This window comes from Streptomyces nigrescens, from assembly GCF_027626975.1.
Taxonomy (GTDB): domain Bacteria; phylum Actinomycetota; class Actinomycetes; order Streptomycetales; family Streptomycetaceae; genus Streptomyces; species Streptomyces nigrescens.
In genome coordinates, this window is sequence record NZ_CP114203.1 from 6,826,356 (window position 1) to 6,841,217 (window position 14,862).

Here is a 14,862-nt window from a genome sequence, read left to right on the forward strand (position 1 = left end):
GGCATGATTCTGCCCAGGTCACGAGTGACAGCGATGCAGGCCCCGGCCCGCTGTCCGGCAACCCTCCTTCCGTGGCGGGGTGCCCCGGGTGATGACCAGGCCGTAGGCAGCGAGGTCTGCGGCAAGCGCGGATCCCTCGCCAGGGATCCTGGTCCCCGAGGGAGCACTTCCGTGATTCAGCGAATGCGCTAGGGCCCGACGGCCCCTTTTCCGCATCCCTTTTTCCTTTCCCGCCGCGGTGCCCCGACGCTTCTTCGCGCCCCCGCCCGCGGCGAATTCGCTCACCCCTCACGGGAGTTCGCCATGTCTGTTTCCGCCGTTGCCGCCGACCGTTCCGTCTGTGCCCCGCTGCCGGTTCTGGGCCGGGATGTCCTCGTCCCGCTCGTGACCGGCGGCGAGGTCGACTACGCGGCGCTGGACTACGCCGCCAGCGCCCCCGCGCTCCAGCGGGTCTGGGACGACGTGGCGGCCTACGCCCCGTACTACGGCAGCGTGCACCGCGGCGCCGGATACCTCTCGCAGCTGTCCACCGACCTCTTCGAGAACAGCCGCCGCACCATTGCGGAGTTCCTCGGCTGCCGGGCCGAGGACCAGGTCGTCTTCACCCGCTCCACCACCGACTCGCTGAACCTGCTCGCCGCCGTACTCCCGCAGGGCACCCGGGTGTTCGTCTTCGAGACCGAGCACCACGCCTCGCTGCTGCCGTGGGAGCAGCGCCCCGATGTCGAGGTGACGTACCTCAACGCGCCGCGCACCCCGCAGCAGGCGGTCGACACCCTGGAGAAGGCGTTGGCCGCACGCGAGCCCTACGGCCCGGCGCTGGTCTGTGTGACCGGTGCGTCGAATGTGACCGGGGAGCTGTGGCCGGTGCGGGAGCTGGCGGCCGCCGCGCATGCGCACGGCGCCCGGATCGTGCTGGACGCGGCGCAGCTCGTCCCGCACCACCCGGTGGACCTCGGGGAACTGGACGCGGACTGGGTCGCCTTCTCCGGCCACAAGCTGTACGCGCCCTTCGGCGCCGGAGTGCTGGCCGGCCGCGCGGACTGGCTGCGGGACGCCGAGCCGTACCTGGCGGGCGGCGGCGCCAGCCGCAAGGTCTCCCGGCGCGCGGACGGCGGGGTGGACGTCGAGTGGCACACCACCGCGGCCCGGCACGAGGCCGGTTCGCCCAACGTCATCGGCGCCTACGCGATCGCCTCGGCCTGCCAAGCCCTCACCGAGGCCGGCTTCGACGGCCTGGTCGCCCGCGAACAGGAGCTGATCGCCCGCCTCCGCGCGGGCCTGGCCGACGTACCCGAGGTCACCGTGCTCTCCCTCTTCGGCGAGGACGCCGCACGGGTGGGCGTCCTCTCCTTCGTCGTCGAGGGCTGGAACAGCTCCCACTTCGCGGCCGCGTTGTCGGCCGAGTACGGCATCGGCGTCCGCGACGGCCTCTTCTGCGCCCACCCCCTCGTCCGCACCCTCCTCGGCAGCGAGCCCCAGGACCCCGGCGAGTGCGGCGCCCCCGACGCGGCCCCCGGCGAAAAGTCCCTCAACGCCATCCGCGTGAGTTTTGGCGCCGGGACGCCGGATGAGCATGTTGACCGCTTCGTCCGCGCGGTCAAGGAACTGGTGACGAACGGCGCCCGCTGGAACTACCGCACCGAAGCCGGGCGTTGTGTGCCCGCTTGATTCCCACGTTTTCGGCTTGCCCGCCGTGGGGGCCTCGCGCCGTTAGGGCTCCGCTGCGCGGGGTGTGGGTGCGGGTGACGCTTGCGGGTTCCCCGCCGTTGCGCCTGCGGCGGGCCGGTGGGTGTCGGGTGCGGTGACGGGCCTCCGGGGCCTGGTGTGTGGACTGCTTCGCTTTACGTCCACACACCAGGCCCCTCCGGCCCGTCCCCTCCCGTTGGGGGAGTGAGTGACGGTGGGTGGGGGCGGGCGTCCGTAGGACGTTTCATTTCTGCTTCGCGAGGAGCACATGACCAGCGGCGGGCACCCCCACCAAGGTTTCTCCCACCCCCCAACGGGAGGGGACGGGCCGGAGGGGTAGGGGTGTGGGACGTAAAGCGAAGCAGTCCCACACCCCTACCCCTCCGGCCCGTCACCGCACCCCGACAGCCCCGCGCAGCGGACCGGCCCGCCGCAGGCGCAACGGCGAGTGCACCGCAAAGCGGGCAACAAACGGTGAGCAACCCCCACGGCGGGAAAGCCGAAAACGTGGGAAAAGAAGGGCTAGGCCTCCAGCCCAATCGCAAAGGCGGCCTCAAGGTCATGCTGGCTATACGTGCGGAACGCAATATGCGTTTCCGTGGCGGCGACGCCGGGGATCTTGCTGATGCGGCCGGGGATGACGTCCGCGAGGTCGTCGTGGGCGGCGACCCGCACCATGGCGATCAGGTCGTGGGCCCCGGTGACCGAGTAGACCTCGCTGACCCCGTCCAGTGCGGCGATCTTCTCGGCGATCTCCGGGATCTGGTCCACGCTGGTCTTGATGAGCACGATCGACGTGATCACGGCTGGCTCTCTTCCTCGGTCGCCCGGTCGTTCGCCCTGGTGGCTCCCACACTATCCCTCCCGTAGCGGGCCCATGCGTAGAGGAAGCCGAGCGCGAAGCCGATGACATGGGCGAGGTAGGCGACGCCCGGTCCGCGGGGGTCGTCCTGCGCGGCCTGCCACTGCAGGGCGAACCAGAAGAGCAGCACGATCCAGGCGGGAAAGCGCAGCGGCAGGAAGAAGAGGAAGGGGAAGAGGCTGGTGACGCGGGCCGTGGGGAACAGGTAGAGGAAGGCGCCCAGTACGCCGGAGATGGAGCCGGAGGCACCCACCAGCGTCTGGCCCGAGCCGGCGTGTGCGGCCGCGTAGCCGAGCAGCGCCAGGTAGCCGATGATGAGGTAAAAGGCGGTGAACGGCAGCCGGCCCATGCGTGCCTCGGCCATCGCGCCGAAGACGTACAGGAAGAGCACGTTGCCGAGCAGGTGCAGCCAGCTGCCGTGCACGAACAGTGCGGTGAGCGGGGTGATCAGCGCCCGTACCGAGCCGCTCCACAGATCCAGTGGGATCACGCCCCACCGCTCGTAATAGGCGGTCTGGGCCTTCAGCAGGGCATCGCCGGTGCCGTATATCCGGTTCAGGCCGGAGGCGGGGCCGAGCACGAAGACCGCACAGCACAGGCCGATCAGCACATTCGTCATCCGCGAGAACACCGCGGCCAAGGACCGGGTGGTGGGCGGACGGCGGGGGAGGAGACCGGACGAGCGGGGAGAACGGGGTGAGGGGGCCGGCGCCGTCATGAAGTGATCATGACTCAATGCGGGCAATCGGGACAGAGTGCCTCGCCGTGTCCCGTCACCTGGGCGGGCCCGCACCGGCCCCCCGTCAGGCCGTAGGGTTACAGGCAGTACTTTGCTGTACTTCCGCAGTCCGACGGCGCACCGCGTGAACCGCGCAGCAGCACATGACGACGATCACGAAAGAGGACGACACGATGGCTGTTCCCCTGCCGACGGCCGGAACACGGTGGCGCTGCACGCTGTGCGGCAACCTCACGCGTTTCGACGTGACCCGCCGGTCCAAGGTGGTGGAGTACGTCCACCTGGACCTGGCCGGGGACCCGAAGGTGGAGGAGCGCGAGGTCCTCAGTGAGAGCATCGAGTCCGTGCGCTGCCGCTGGTGCAACGCGGTCGACCAGATCGAGCTGGTGGACCGTCCGGGCGCGAACGCCTGAGATCGGAGCGATGCAGCCGTGGTGGACCGTCCAGAAGGGGAGCCGGGGGCCCAGCGTGACGACGTACCCGAGGGTGCGGCGGACGAGGTGCTCGACCGACCGCTGCCCGAGGGCGTACGGCGCCGTGTCGTGGCGCTCACCGCGGAGTCGTTCGGCGCGCTGACGGTCGCCGAACTCCCGCCCCCGCTGCGGCAGTACGCCCGGTTCACCCCGACTCGTCGGGCCAAATTCGCCGGAAACGCGATGGCCGCGGCGCTGGAGAGCGACGCGGTCTTCCGGCAGCGGATCGCGGGCAAGCTGCGGGAGGCGCAGCCGGAACTCACCGCGGCGCTGGAGCACGGCACCCCGCCCGCGGCCGCCGATCCGCTCGATGTCGCGGCGGCGGCCTATGTGCTGCGGCCCGAAGGCTGGGTCAAGCTCGTTGCGGCGGCCGGTGAGGAGGCCCAGCGGGCGCGCGCCGAGCGGGCCGGCGAGGAGGCCGAGCAGGAGCTGGCCCGGCTGCGCGAGGAGCTGGCGCAGGCGCGCGGCGAGGCCCGTACGGAGGCCGACCGGATCCGGGTGGACCTGGACGCCGTCCGCAAGGAGAACGAGTCGCTGCGGCGCAAGCTGCGCAGCGCGCTCAGCGACGTCAAGCGCGGTGAGGCCGCGGTCCGCAAGGCCGAGGCCGCGCTGACGGAGGCGCGGGACCGGGCGGCCACGGAGAAGACCACCGCGGACAGCGAAGTGCGCCGGCTCAAGGGCCGGATCGCCGAGGCCGAGACGGCGCTGGAGACCAGCCGGCGGGCCGCCCGTGAGGGCCGCAGCGTCGAGGACATGCGGCTGCGCCTGCTGCTGGACACGGTCCTGGACGCGGCACAGGGGCTGCGCCGCGAACTGGCCCTGCCGCCCGCGAACGTCCACCCGGCGGACACCGTCGAGGCGGTCGCGCCGGGGCGGATGACGCCCAAGGACATCGCGACCCGGGCGCTGTCGGAGATGGACCCGGCGCTGCTCGACCAGCTTCTCGCCCTGCCGCAGGCGCATTTGGTGGTGGACGGCTACAACGTCACCAAAACCGGCTATCCGACCATGCCGCTCGAAAAGCAGCGGCTGCGGCTGCTGGGTGGTCTCGCGGTACTGGCGGCGCAGACCGGCGCCGAGATGACCTGTGTCTTCGACGGGGCGGAGCTGGCGGCGCCGGTGCTGCTCGCACCGCCGCGCGGGGTCCGGGTCCTGTTCAGCAAACCGGGCGTAACGGCCGATGAGTTGATTCGTCAGCTCGTAAGGGCCGAACCGCCCGGCCGCCCGGTCGTCGTGGTCTCCACGGACCGGGAAGTGGCCGACGGGGTGGCGAAGGCCGGGGCCCGCCCGGTCGCATCGGCCTTGCTTCTCAAGCGACTTGCCAGGACCTGAGAGTCCCCCTGCCGGAGGCGCCTGACGCGGAAATCCGCCGGCGATCCGTATCTGAGCGTCAAGTGGCGCTTACTACCTGTGTGATGTTGGTAAAGGATGGGGCTTGTGGCGCAGAATTTTTCCCTGAGGATTTGAAGCGATCACAGCTCGGTTACTAAGGTCAGGCCCGAACCTTCATGAATCTGATCATCCAACCGGGATGAACCGTGAAGGAACCGCCGAGTCCGCGGCGTTCACGCGGAGCCGGGGTCTCACCCCCCCACTTCCCGGTAGGCGGCTGGAGGAAGAAGGAGCTCGCCCCCGTGGCGTCCCACCGTCGACCCAAGCAGCCGAGCCGTACCCGCGTGACCGTGCTGACCGCCACCGCCGCCGCGGCCGTGGCCCTCTCGTCCCAGGCCGCCCAGGCCGACCCCCACCAGTCGAAGAAGGACGTCAAGTCCGAGGTCGACAAGCTCTACGGGGAGGCCGAGCAGGCCACCGAGAAGTACAACGGCGTCAAGGAGCAGCAGGAGAAGCTCCAGAAGGAGGTCGACGACCTCCAGGACAAGGTCGCCCGTGGTCAGGGTGAGCTCAACCAGCTCCGCAAGGGTCTCGGCGCGGTCGCCTCCGGCCAGTACCGCAGCGGCAGCATCGACCCCTCGGTCCAGCTGTTCCTCTCCGGCGACCCGGACTCCTACCTCGAAAAGGCCGCCACGCTCGACCAGTTGAGCGGCAAGCAGGCCGACCAGCTGAAGACCATCGCGGACAAGCAGCGCCGGCTCGCCCAGGAGCGCGCGGAGGCCGCGAGCAAGATCGAGGACCTCTCCGAGACCCGTAAGGCGCTCGGTGACAAGAAGGACGAGATCAAGGGCAAGCTCGGCAAGGCGCAGGAGCTGCTCAACAAGATGACCGCCAAGGAGCGGGCGGCCATGCAGGCCGAGGAGGACCGCGCCAACCGCAGCAACTCGCGGGTCAACCTCGGCGATGACGTGCCGGCTTCGCAGCGCGGTGCGGCCGCCCTGTCCGCCGCTCAGTCCAAGATAGGTTCGCCGTACGTCTGGGGCGCCACCGGCCCGTCGTCCTTCGACTGCTCGGGTCTGACCTCCTGGGCGTACCAGCAGGCCGGCCAGTCGCTGCCGCGCACCTCGCAGGCACAGGCCAGCGCCGGTACCCAGATCAGCTCGCAGAGCGCCCTCAAGCCCGGCGATCTGGTGCTCTTCTACAGCGACCTGCACCACATCGGCCTCTATGCGGGCAACGGCCAGGTCCTGCACGCACCGAAGCCGGGCGCCAACGTGCGCTACGAGTCGATCAACAACATGCCCTTCATGTATGGCGTGCGGGTCTGAAAGACCTCACGACTGCCTCAACCTGCCGCCCGAACGGGCGAATTGCGGCCTCCGCCGCTGACCTGCCGCCCCGCCGGTGACCTGCACAGTCACCGGCGGGGCGGCTTTTTGCGGCCGAATGGGGTTTTTGGCCGGTGTGCACCGGCACCGTACTCTCTGCCCGCGCAGCATCCGGTCCACCGACCGCCCTCCGGGGCGGCAGGGGCTTCCCCCGAGCTCTCGGCTGCGCTCGAGCAGGGGGGACCCCCATGGAAGGAGTGCGGCTCTCGTGGTGTCCCACCGCCGTACCTCGCAGCACGGCCAGACCACCCTCGCCGGGGTCACCGTTGTGTCGGCCGCCCTGGCGACCGCGGCCGCCGCGCTGTCGGCTCCACCGGCCTCCGCCGACCCCGCGGGCCACCCGTCCACCGCCCGTGAGGCGGCGACCGCACGGGTCGACAGCCTCTACGCGCAGGCGGAGCGGGCCACCGAGAAGTACAACGGCGCACAGGCCCGGACCAAGGAGCTGCGCCACGAGGTGGCGGCCCTCCAGGACCGCACCGCCCGCGCCCAGGAGCGGGTCAACCGGATGCGCGGCCGGCTGGGCGCGCTGGCCGCCGCCCAGTACCGGGCGGGCGGGGTGGACCCCACGGTGCGGCTGATGCTCTCCGAACGGCCCGACACCTACCTGGAGAAGGCCTCCGCGCTCGACCGGCTCGGCAACCGGCAGGCCGATGAGCTGCGCGGCCTCCGGGCGGCCACGCGCTCCCTGGAGCAGCAGCGCAGGGAGGGCGCCAGGAAGCTCGCGGAGCTGGAGACCAGCCGCAAGGCCGTCGCCCGCCACAAGAAGGACGTCCAGCGCCGGCTGGCCACCGCGCGACGGCTGCTGAACGCGCTCCCCAAGGGCGACAGGGCGGCCTACGAACGGGCCTCCCGGAGCGACGGTCACCGCGAGGCGGTCCCGGACCTGGGCGGCGCCGTACCGGCCTCCGGGCGGGCCGCCGCCGCCGTCGCCGCGGTGCGCGCCGCGGTGGGCCGCCCGTACGCCTGGGGGAGCAGCGGCCCCTCGTCCTTCGACTGCTCCGGACTCACCCAATGGGCCTACGGCCGGGCCGGAGTCTCCCTCCCGCGTACCTCGCAGGCCCAGCGGGGCGCCGGACGGCAGGTGCCGCTCGGTCAGGCACAACCCGGTGACCTGGTCATCTACCGTTCGGACGCCAGCCACGTCGGGATGTACGTCGGCAACGGCCAAGTGGTCCACGCGCCCTACCCCGGCGCACGGGTCCGCTACGACCCCGTGGGGATGATGCCGATCTCGTCCGTCACCAGGCCCTGAGGCGGATCTCCGCGTTTTTGCCCCGCCCGGGCCGGATCTACGATCGTCCGCATGTCACACCGGTGGGCGAGACGGCGGCCGTCGCGGGCCGCGGCGGCGGGCTGCTGCGCCCTGCTCCTCGCGCTGCTCGCCCCGCTGGCCGGCTGCGGGCCCGCGGGGCCCCCGCCGGCCACGGCGCGCTTCCCCGACGTCCAGCGGATGCTGGACACCCGCGCACGGGCCGTCGAGCGGCGGGACGCGGCGGGCTTCCTCGCCTCCGTCGACCCGCGGGCCACCGGCTACCGCGACCGTCAGCGCGCGATGTTCGGCCACCTCAAGGGCGTGCCGCTGACCGACTGGCACTACGACCTCGACTCGACCGACGCCTTCCCGCTCCCGGCCGACGGGGACCGGACGCGGCTGGCCGCGAAGGTGCGGCTGCGCTACCGCCTCAAGGGCTTCGACTCCGCACCGGTCCATGCCGTGCAGTACCTCACCCTGACCGAGCGCGACGGCCGCTGGCTGATCTCCTCCGACACCGACGGCGCGGCGGCCGGCCGGAGCGGCACCCGCCAGCTGTGGGACCAGGGGCCGGTACAGCTGGTCCGCGGCCGGTACAGCCTGGTGCTCGGCAGTACCGCCCAGCGGGCGCGGCTGAAGGACCTGGCGCACCGGGTGGACCAGGCGGTGCCCGCGGTCTCCGCGGCCTGGAAGGGCAAGTGGTCGCAGAAGGTCGTGGTGGAGGCGCCGGACTCGGTCGAGCGGATGGCGCAGCTGATGGGCAGCGACGATCCGTCCGGTTACGCGGGGATCGCGGCGGTCACCACCGGGGAGGCGGGGGTCTCGACGACCGCGCCCGCGGACCGCGTGATCATCAACCCGGACGCGTACGAGGAGCTCAACGACCTGGGCCGCAGGGTGGTCCTCACCCACGAGACCGCCCATGTCGCCACCCGTACGGCCACCACGCCGGCCACCCCGCTGTGGCTCTCCGAGGGCTTCGCCGACTGGGCGGCCTACCGCGGTATCCGCCGCAAGGCCGCCCTCACCGCCCCCGAACTCGCCCGCGCGGCCGCCGCCGGCAAGCTCCCCGCCCGACTGCCGACCGACGAGGACTTCGGTTTCAAGGCGGGCGCCGACCGGCTGGCGAAGGCGTACGAGGGCAGCTGGCTGGCCTGCCGGATGATCGCCGAGAAGTGGGGCGAGGCCAAGCTGATCGCCTTCTACCGGGCGGCGGGCAAGAGCGCGGTACCGGTCGCGGCGAGGGCGGGGGCGCCGATCGAGGCGGCCACGGCGGGCTCCGCCGGCCCCCGGCCGGCCACTCCGCCCGCCCGCACCGGACAGCGGCCGAAGGCCCGCGCCGACCGGACGGACCGCGCCCTGCGCGCCCAACTGGGCGTCGGGATGGCGGAGTTCACCCGGCAGTGGCGGGCCTATGTACGCAAACAGCTGGCGCGGTGAGGGCGGGGGAGGGGCTCACGGCGCCGGCGTCGCCCCGTCCGTCCGTGGCTGCGCGGCGGTGCCGGTGAGCTCCGGGGCAGCGGAGGCGGTCGCGTCGGCGGCACGGCGCGCGCGCACCACGCCGGCCGTCCCGGTCCGCTCCTGCCCGTCGCCGCGCGTCGAGGTCCACAGCCGGCGGCAGGCGAGCAGTGACGCGGCGACCAGCAGCCCGTTGCGCACGAACAGCAGGGTGACCCCCCACGGCTCGCTCGCCACGACCTCCGCGAATCCGACGGGGAACTCCAGCAGGGTGACCCCGGTGGCGAGCAGGACCAGCACCACCGGCAGCGTCTGCCGGCCGGCGCGTACGGTCACACACACCGCGCCCAGCGCCACCAGCCAGAGCATGTACTGCGGGCTGATCACCCGGCTGGTGGTCGTGAACAGCAGCGTGGCGGTGAAGGCGGCCTCGCACAGCGTCGCGGGGCGCAGCTCCCGGACCCGCACCCGCCACAGGAACAGCCAGCCCACGGCGGCCAGGCTCAGGGTGAGCGCCACGGTGCTGACGAACGGGACACCCGGGCCGAGGAACTCCAGCGAGCCGTAGTTCAGCAGCACCTGGCCGTCCCACCCGAAGTGGCGGGCGACATGGAAGACCAGCGCCCCGAGCGACTCGACCTCCGTACCGCGGTCGCGCTGGAAGGTGAGGAAGGCCAGCGCGCCCGGTGCGGCGGCCACGAAGAACAGCGTCAGCGCGGCCGCGGTGCCGGCCGCGCTCCACCACAGGGCGCGGGCCCGGCGGCCGCGCAGCGCGGCGCCGGTCAGCAGCAGCGCGGGCCAGACCTTCAGCAGCGCCCCGAAGGCGATCAGCGCGCCCGCGACCCGTGGCCGACGCACGGCCGCGAACAGCGCGGCGACGGCGACGGCGGTGACCATCAGGTCGTAGCGGGCGTAGGCCGTCGGGCCCAGCAGCGCCACCCCCGCGATCCACACCCAGGCGCCGGCCGGCCGGTGGTCCGCCCGCCGGCCGGTCCGCAGCAGGAGCGCCAGCGTCGCCGCGTCCGCGACCAGGACCAGGACGTAGAACGCCGGGGCGTAGCCCAGGAACGGCAGCAGACCGGGGGAGAGGATGGCGAGCGCGGCGGCCGGCGGGTACTGCCAGGTCACATCGTTCAGCGGGAAGGTGCCGGTCTTGAGGACCTCGAACCAGCCCTGGTAGATCACCGAGACATCGGTGGTGACATCCGGCCCCGGCAGCACCAGCACTCTCAGGACGCACAGCAGGACCACGGCCCGGGTCAGGGCCCAGGCCGCGACCGGGAGCCACACCCCGCGCGCTCTGCTGATGCTGGTCATCGTCACCTCATCGCTTCTCGGCCGCCGGCCGTCGGCGCCGCTCGCGGCCTCGACCCGGCGCCCTGTTCCCCGTATCTACCGCCGCCGCCCGCCCGTGCTGCCTGCATGATGCCGGTGGTGGCTGTCACGACCGTAAAGGAGGCACGGGCGTGGCGGGGTGGGCGGCCGCCCACCGGGCACCGACCGGTACTGTCGGGCCACAACCGCCGAGACCGACCGTCGAGAGACCATCGTGCACAAGACCTTGATCGTCACGAACGACTTCCCGCCCCGGCCGGGCGGGATCCAGGCCTTCCTGCACAGCATGGCGCTGCGCCTGGACCCCACCCAGGTCGTCGTCTACGCCTCGACCTGGAAGCGCAGCGAGGAGGGGCGCGCGGCCACCGCCGCCTTCGACGCGGATCAGCCGTTCCCGGTGATCCGGGACCGTACGACGATGCTGCTGCCGACCCCGGGGGCGACCCGGCGGGCCACCGGCCTCCTGCGCGAACACGGCTGCTCCTCCGTATGGTTCGGGGCCGCGGCGCCGCTCGGGCTGATGGCGCCCGCGCTCCGTGCGGCCGGCGCACGCCGCATCGTGGCGACCACGCACGGCCACGAGGCGGGCTGGGCGCAGCTGCCGGCCGCCCGCCAACTGCTGCGCCGGATCGGTACGGGGACGGACACCCTCACCTACCTCGGCGAGTACACCCGCTCGCGGATCGCCGGTGCGCTCACCCCGGAGGCCGCCGCGCGGATGGTCCAACTCCCGCCCGGCGTCGACGAGAAGACCTTCCACCCCGGTTCGGGCGGCGACGCCGTACGGGAGCGGCTCGGGCTCGCCGGGCGGCCGGTGGTGGTGTGTGTCTCGCGGCTGGTGCCGCGCAAGGGCCAGGACACCCTCATCGAGGCGATGCCGGCCATCCTGTCCGCGGTGCCCGAGGCCGTGCTGCTGATCGTCGGCGGCGGCCCGTACGAGCAGGACCTGCACGCGCTGGCCCGGGAGAAGGGCGTCGCGGACGCGGTGCGCTTCACCGGCGCGGTCCCGTGGGAGGAGCTGCCGGCCCACTACGGCGCCGGCGACGTCTTCGCGATGCCGTGCCGCACCCGCCGCGGCGGGCTCGACGTCGAGGGCCTCGGCATCGTCTACCTGGAGGCCTCCGCCACCGGCCTGCCCGTGGTGGCGGGTGACTCGGGCGGAGCCCCCGACGCCGTCCTGGAGGGCGAGACCGGCTGGGTCGTCCCCGGCGGGTCCCCGGCCCCGACGGCCGACCGCATCATCGCCCTGCTCCGGGACCCCGCGCTGCGCCGCTCGATGGGCGAACGCGGCCGTGCCTGGGTGGAGGAGAAGTGGCGCTGGGACCTGCTGGCGGAACGGCTGAAGGAATGGCTGTAGGCGGACGCCCGCGGTCCGGCCCAAAGGACAATCCGCCGCCGTGGCACACAGCCACGACGGCGGATTCCGGCGGTCCCGGAGCGGGCCCGGCCCGGCGGGGGCCGGCCGCCCCTACGCGCGGTAGAGCGCCTCGATGTCCTCGGCGAAGTCCTTCGCCACCACGTTCCGCTTGAGCTTCAGCGACGGCGTGACATGGCCCGACTCCTCGGTGAACTGGGTCGGCAGGATGCTGAACTTGCGTACCGACTCGGCCTTGGAGACCGCCGCGTTGCCGTCGTCGACCGCGCGCTGGACGGCGGCCAGCAGCTGCGGGTCCTCGGCGAGCTGAGCCGGTGTCACCCCGGCCGGGTGGCCGTGCTCCTGGGCCCAGCGGGGCAGGAACTCCTCGTCGAGGGTGATCAGCGCGCCGATGAACGGCCTGCCGTCGCCGACGACCATGCACTCGGCGATCAGGGCGTGCGCCCGGATACGGTCCTCGATCACGGCCGGGGCGACGTTCTTGCCGCCCGCGGTGACGAGGATTTCCTTCTTGCGGCCGGTGATGGCGAGGTAGCCGTCCTCGTCGAGGGTGCCGAGGTCGCCGGTGTGGAACCAGCCGTCGGACAGCGCCTCCTTGGTGGCCGACGGGTTGTTCCAGTACTCGGTGAACAGGTGCTCGCCGTGCAGCAGCACCTCGCCGTCGTCGGCGATCCGGACGACCGAGCCGGGCAGCGGCTGGCCCACACTGCCGATCTTCTGCCGGTCCCAGGGGTTGAAGGCGGTGGCCGCGCAGGACTCCGTCAGGCCGTAGCCCTCCAGCACGGTGAAGCCGATACCGCGGTAGAAGTGGCCCAGGCGTTCGCCGAGCGGGGCGCCGCCGGAGATGGCGTGGGTGGCGCGGCCGCCGAGGACGGCGCGCAGCCTGCCGTACACGAGACGGTCGAAGACCTTGTACTTCAGCTTCAGGCCGAGCGACGGGCCTTCCGGGGTGTCCAGCGCGCGGCTGTAGGCGATCGCGACGTCCGCCGCCTTGTCGAAGATCTTGCCCCGGCCGTCGGCCTGCGCCTTGGCCCGCGCCGAGTTGTAGACCTTCTCGAAGACCCGGGGCACGCCCAGGACCAGCTTCGGCCGGAAGGAGGCGAGGTCGTCGGTGAGGTTCTTGATGTCGGGGGCGTGGCCCAGCTTGATGGGCGCCATCACCGCGGCGACCTGCACCAGCCGGCCGAAGACATGCGCGATGGGGAGGAAGAGGAGCACCGAGGACTCACCGGTGCGGAACAGCGGACGCAGCCGCTCGACGATGTTGCCGCACTCGGCGAAGAAGCTGCGGTGGCTGAGCACACAGCCCTTGGGGCGGCCGGTGGTGCCGGAGGTGTAGACGATGGTGGCCGGCGAGTCGGCGTCGGCGAGCGCGCTGCGCGCCTCCACCTCGTCGTCGGAGATCCCGTCGCCCGCGGCCTGCAGCCGGGCGAGGGCGTCCCGTTCGATCTGCCAGATGTTCGCCAGCTCCGGCAGCCGGTCGCGGACCGACTCGACGGTCGCCTCGTGGGTGGGGGACTCCACCAGGCAGGCCACCGCGCCGGAGTCGCCGAGGATCCACTGGATCTGCTCGGCGGAACTGGTCTCGTACACCGGGACGGTGATCGCGCCGGCGCTCCAGATGGCGAAGTCCAGCAGCGTCCACTCGTAGCGGGTGCGCGACATCAGACCGACCCGGTCGCCGGGCCCGACCCCGGAGGCGATCAGGCCTTTGGCGGCGGCGCGGACCTCGGCGAGGAAGGCGGCGGCGGTGACGTCCTGCCACTCTCCGTTCACCTTGCGTCCCATGACGGCAACATCCGGGTGCTGCGCGGCATTTCGGCGGATGAGATCCGTCAGATTGCCGTCCGCGGGGACCTCGTACAGGGCCGGAAGGCTGAACTCGCGCAAGACTGCTGCTCCTCAAAAGCGCCGGCGCCACGACGCTGTGTGTACACCGGCGGCGGTCCACGATCATGCAGGGGGGATTGGACTGCCCGGACGTTACCCATCGGTATCGCTGTTGGGATAGGGGGGAACGGCCAGATGTTCGATGCGTCACACGCTGCGGGACACGCCATGGGGACTGACCCGCGCAGACTAGACCAATGGGTAGGTGACCCGAAAGTAACGCCGGCTCCGGGGCCCCGTCTCCCGGTGCCCGCGCGAGCGTTCTAGGGTGACGCCATGCGTGTGCATGTGGTCAGTGACGTACACGGCAACAGCCGGGACCTCGCGGCGGCCGGAGCCGGCGCCGATGCCCTGGTCTGCCTCGGTGACCTGGTCCTCTTCCTCGACTATGCCGACCACTCGCGCGGCATCTTCCCCGACCTCTTCGGCGTCGCGAACGCCGACGCGCTGGTCGAACTGCGCACCGCCCGCCGCTTCGAGGAGGCCCGCGCACTGGGCCGCCAACTGTGGGGCGGACTGGACCGTACCGGCGTGAGCCGGGAGTCGGTCATCGAGGGCGCGGTCCGCCGGCAGTACGCCGAACTCTTCGAGGCCTTCCCGACTCCCACGTACGCCACCTACGGCAACGTCGACATACCGCGCCTGTGGCCCGAGTACGCCGGACCCGGCACCACCGTCCTGGACGGCCAGCGGGTGGAGATCGGCGGCCGGGTCTTCGGGTTCGTCGGCGGCGGTCTGACCACCCCCATGCGCACGCCCTACGAGATCAGCGACGAGGAGTACGCCGCCAAGATCGAGGCGGTCGGCGAGGTGGACGTGCTGTGCACCCATATCCCGCCCGACGTCCCCGAGCTCTGCTACGACACCGTCGCCCGCCGCTTCGAGCGCGGCAGCGCGGCCCTGCTGCACGCCATCCGCACCACCCGGCCGCGCTACTCCCTCTTCGGCCATGTGCACCAGCCGCTCGCCCGCCGGATCCGGATCGACGGTACGGAATGCGTCAATGTCGGCCACTTCAACGCGACCGGGACGCCCTACGTCCTGGAGTGGTGAGCCCCGATACCTC

At 72.2% G+C, this 14,862-nt stretch carries 12 protein-coding genes and 1 riboswitch; of the genes, 8 read left to right on the plus strand and 4 right to left on the minus strand.

Features of this window, described 5'->3' with window-relative positions:
• The first annotated feature begins 16 nt into the window (after positions 1-16).
• Positions 17-134, plus strand: a riboswitch (SAM riboswitch).
• Positions 135-303: 169 nt separating this feature from the next.
• On the plus strand, positions 304-1,671 hold the full coding sequence (locus STRNI_RS30230) for an aminotransferase class V-fold PLP-dependent enzyme (protein ID WP_159488519.1): 1,368 nt from the start codon (positions 304-306) through the stop codon (positions 1,669-1,671).
• A 540-nt stretch (positions 1,672-2,211) separates the two neighbouring features.
• Here STRNI_RS30230 and STRNI_RS30235 read toward each other — a convergent pair.
• Together STRNI_RS30235 and STRNI_RS30240 are read right to left on the minus strand one after the other, a co-directional pair.
• The gene (locus STRNI_RS30235; protein WP_018093491.1) at positions 2,212-2,493 is read right to left on the minus strand and encodes an Lrp/AsnC family transcriptional regulator; all 282 of its coding nucleotides are present in this window, start codon (positions 2,491-2,493) and stop codon (positions 2,212-2,214) included.
• A complete protein-coding gene (locus tag STRNI_RS30240) occupies positions 2,490-3,170 on the minus strand; it encodes a rhomboid family intramembrane serine protease (RefSeq protein ID WP_026170341.1) in 681 nt (226 codons plus the stop codon). Before STRNI_RS30240 ends, STRNI_RS30235 begins: the two co-directional genes overlap by 4 nt.
• A gap of 293 nt (positions 3,171-3,463) precedes the next feature.
• Here STRNI_RS30240 and STRNI_RS30245 point away from each other — a divergent pair, with 293 nt between their 5' ends.
• The 5 genes from STRNI_RS30245 to STRNI_RS30265 all read left to right on the plus strand — a co-directional run bounded on the left by STRNI_RS30245 (position 3,464) and on the right by STRNI_RS30265 (position 9,178).
• Entirely contained in the window at positions 3,464-3,703 is a 240-nt protein-coding gene (locus tag STRNI_RS30245) for a hypothetical protein (RefSeq protein ID WP_026170342.1), read from the plus strand.
• Between the two features lie 18 nt (positions 3,704-3,721).
• Entirely contained in the window at positions 3,722-5,095 is a 1,374-nt protein-coding gene (locus STRNI_RS30250; protein ID WP_159488521.1) for an NYN domain-containing protein, read from the plus strand.
• Positions 5,096-5,397: 302 nt separating this feature from the next.
• The gene (locus STRNI_RS30255; RefSeq protein ID WP_159488523.1) at positions 5,398-6,423 is read left to right on the plus strand and encodes a C40 family peptidase; all 1,026 of its coding nucleotides are present in this window, start codon (positions 5,398-5,400) and stop codon (positions 6,421-6,423) included.
• 268 nt (positions 6,424-6,691) lie between these two features.
• Positions 6,692-7,738, plus strand: coding sequence for a C40 family peptidase (locus STRNI_RS30260; protein ID WP_018093496.1), 1,047 nt, complete (start codon positions 6,692-6,694; stop codon positions 7,736-7,738).
• 51 nt (positions 7,739-7,789) lie between these two features.
• Positions 7,790-9,178, plus strand: coding sequence for a hypothetical protein (locus STRNI_RS30265; protein WP_274735085.1), 1,389 nt, complete (start codon positions 7,790-7,792; stop codon positions 9,176-9,178).
• Between the two features lie 15 nt (positions 9,179-9,193).
• On the opposite strand, the gene STRNI_RS30270 is transcribed toward STRNI_RS30265, so the two are convergent.
• On the minus strand, positions 9,194-10,513 hold the full coding sequence (locus STRNI_RS30270; RefSeq protein WP_277412369.1) for a glycosyltransferase 87 family protein: 1,320 nt from the start codon (positions 10,511-10,513) through the stop codon (positions 9,194-9,196).
• 232 nt (positions 10,514-10,745) lie between these two features.
• Here STRNI_RS30270 and STRNI_RS30275 point away from each other — a divergent pair, with 232 nt between their 5' ends.
• Positions 10,746-11,888: a glycosyltransferase family 4 protein gene (locus STRNI_RS30275; protein WP_277412370.1), complete on the plus strand. Its 1,143-nt coding sequence runs from the start codon at positions 10,746-10,748 to the stop codon at positions 11,886-11,888.
• 111 nt (positions 11,889-11,999) lie between these two features.
• On the opposite strand, the gene STRNI_RS30280 is transcribed toward STRNI_RS30275, so the two are convergent.
• The gene (locus STRNI_RS30280) at positions 12,000-13,796 is read right to left on the minus strand and encodes an AMP-dependent synthetase/ligase (protein ID WP_018093500.1); all 1,797 of its coding nucleotides are present in this window, start codon (positions 13,794-13,796) and stop codon (positions 12,000-12,002) included.
• A gap of 276 nt (positions 13,797-14,072) precedes the next feature.
• Between STRNI_RS30280 and STRNI_RS30285 the strand changes: the two genes are divergently transcribed.
• Entirely contained in the window at positions 14,073-14,849 is a 777-nt protein-coding gene (locus tag STRNI_RS30285; protein ID WP_266449810.1) for a metallophosphoesterase family protein, read from the plus strand.
• Positions 14,850-14,862 lie beyond the last annotated feature (13 nt).

Bases quoted from the DNA above. Each gene is read 5' to 3' on its own strand.
- STRNI_RS30270 (WP_277412369.1), bottom strand. From the start codon at position 10,513: ATGACCAGCATCAGCAGAGCGCGCGGGGTGTGGCTCCCGGTCGCGGCC.
- STRNI_RS30240 (WP_026170341.1), bottom strand. From the start codon at position 3,170: ATGACGAATGTGCTGATCGGCCTGTGCTGTGCGGTCTTCGTGCTCGGC.
- STRNI_RS30230 (WP_159488519.1), top strand. From the start codon at position 304: ATGTCTGTTTCCGCCGTTGCCGCCGACCGTTCCGTCTGTGCCCCGCTG.
- STRNI_RS30265 (WP_274735085.1), top strand. From the start codon at position 7,790: ATGTCACACCGGTGGGCGAGACGGCGGCCGTCGCGGGCCGCGGCGGCG.
- STRNI_RS30285 (WP_266449810.1), top strand. From the start codon at position 14,073: ATGCGTGTGCATGTGGTCAGTGACGTACACGGCAACAGCCGGGACCTC.
- STRNI_RS30245 (WP_026170342.1), top strand. From the start codon at position 3,464: ATGGCTGTTCCCCTGCCGACGGCCGGAACACGGTGGCGCTGCACGCTG.